The organism is Candidatus Aminicenantes bacterium, from assembly GCA_026393795.1.
Classification (GTDB): Bacteria; Acidobacteriota; Aminicenantia; order UBA2199; family UBA2199; genus UBA2199.
The window spans coordinates 1-1,776 of sequence record JAPKZL010000204.1 but is presented as its reverse complement, the minus strand read 5'-3'; the positions used below and the strand labels follow the sequence as shown (position 1 = coordinate 1,776).

Genomic DNA, 1,776 nt, shown 5'->3' with positions numbered 1-1,776 from the left:
ACCCGATTCGGAAACGGTGATGTTGACGCCGGGATGCTGCTTCATGTAGAACTCGGCAAAGGCCTTGGCGATGGGCCCCACGGTGGTGGAACCGTCGACCGTGATCTTGTTGGCTTCGGCCGCGCCCAGGAAGCCGGCGGCTAGGGCGATGATGAGCAATGTCTTGAAAATTTTCATGTTTCCTCCTTTAGAACTGGTAATAGAAAGTCACGTTGAAGTAGGTGTCGCTGCCCGGCTTTTTGCCGTTATTTTCCTGATAGGACACCATCTTCACGTTGGGCATGACCTGGAACTTGGGGTGGATGTTCCAGCCCAGGCCGGCCAAAAAGAACGATGTTTTGTAGCCTTTTTCGATGATCAGGTAGCTGTCCTGGCCGTTCGGCTGGGGATCAAAAGTCTGGTCGTAACGGACCAGTGCTTCGACTTTTTTCCCGAACTTGGCCACGGCAAAAGCCTGGATCAGCGAATATTTGCTGTCATCCTTCCCGGTTTCGGTCAGCGTTTTAGTCAAATAGTTGAGACCTACGCGTCCCCAATCGCCCTGGAAGCCGGCAAAAGCCGAAATCAGGGTGTCTTTTTTTGTGGCGTCGACCTGAACCATGTCGCCGTAGACTTCGAACATCCAGCTGGGGTTGGGAGTGAAGGTCAGGCGGGCGTTCAGCGCTTTCTCCTTGTTGATCTCCTGGCGATAGCTGGAATTGTTGCCGAACATGACCGCGTAGCCGAATTTCTTGGCGGCATCAAAATAGCCCTTGGCGCTGAGGCCGAAGTCGCGCGAGTCGCGGACCTTGTACAGGTCAAGGGATGTCTTTTCCACATGGCGGTAGCCGTAGAACTTCTCGATGTTGGCGAACGAGAGATGCTCCTGGATGCCCAGGGTCATGGAGTGCAGTGGCAGGTACTGGTAGCTCACGTAGGCGTCCTTGACAAAGGAACTAATAGTGGCGGCGGTGGTGGAGAACTTGCCGTCGGAGTTCATCTCCAGGCGGGCGCGGGCTTTCAGCTTGTCGGAAATGTCGGAGTCGTAGGTCAAGTAGATGCGCCGCAGCCAGAAGCCGTTCTGATCTTCATAAAGTTTGCTGCTGGTGACAGGGTCCACGGCATGGTGCTTGAGTACAAAGTAATAGTCGCCGAAAGCATAAGCCGAGATGGCGGCCGGCAACTTCACGGCGCTCAAGACAAACAGGGCCAACAGGGTTAAAAGAATCAGTCGTTTCATTTTTTCCTCCAGAAAAAATTTGCGTTCCCGGGGCCATTGTCGCCGGCGATGATGAAGATGAAATAAAATCTTGGTTAATTTTCGGTTAATAATAGTTTTGTCTATTCACATTAAATTAATCGTATATTAAAATGAAATTAATCGTTTCCGGTTAGCATGTGTTTCAGAAGGAGTGTAAAATGGAAAAAATCGGGGTGTTGTTTATTTGCGTCCATAATTCGGCCCGCAGCCAGATGGCCGAGGCATTTTTAAACAAATTCGGTTCCGAACGCTTTGCCGCGGAAAGCGCCGGCCTGGAACCGGGGGTTCTTAATCCGCTGGTCGTCAAAGCCATGAATGAGATCGGCATCGATATTTCTGCCAAGACGACCCGCAGCGCTTTCGACCTGCTGCGCCAAGGGAAATGGTACGGCTGGGTGATCACTGTCTGCGACGAGAGCCAGGCCGAAGCCTGCCCGATCTTTCCAGGCGTCGGCCAGCGCCAGCACTGGAGTTTTCCCGACCCTGCTGCTTTCACGGGTAGCAACGAAGAAAAATTGGAACAAGTTCGCAATCTG

The 1,776-nt window shown here is 52.5% G+C and carries 2 protein-coding genes; one reads left to right on the top strand and one right to left on the bottom strand.

The window, feature by feature from the left end; genetic code table 11:
* Positions 1-187: 187 nt before the first annotated feature.
* Positions 188-1,219, bottom strand: a complete 1,032-nt coding sequence (locus NTW95_09895; protein MCX6557723.1) for a hypothetical protein — start codon at positions 1,217-1,219, stop codon at positions 188-190.
* A gap of 179 nt (positions 1,220-1,398) precedes the next feature.
* On the opposite strand from NTW95_09895, the gene NTW95_09890 reads away from it, so the two are divergent.
* Positions 1,399-1,776 (top strand): arsenate reductase ArsC (locus tag NTW95_09890; protein MCX6557722.1); only part of this gene is annotated, 378 nt, incomplete at its 3' end.

Coding starts and splice junctions, on each gene's coding strand:
- NTW95_09895 (MCX6557723.1), bottom strand. CDS start 1,219: ATGAAACGACTGATTCTTTTAACCCTGTTGGCCCTGTTTGTCTTGAGC.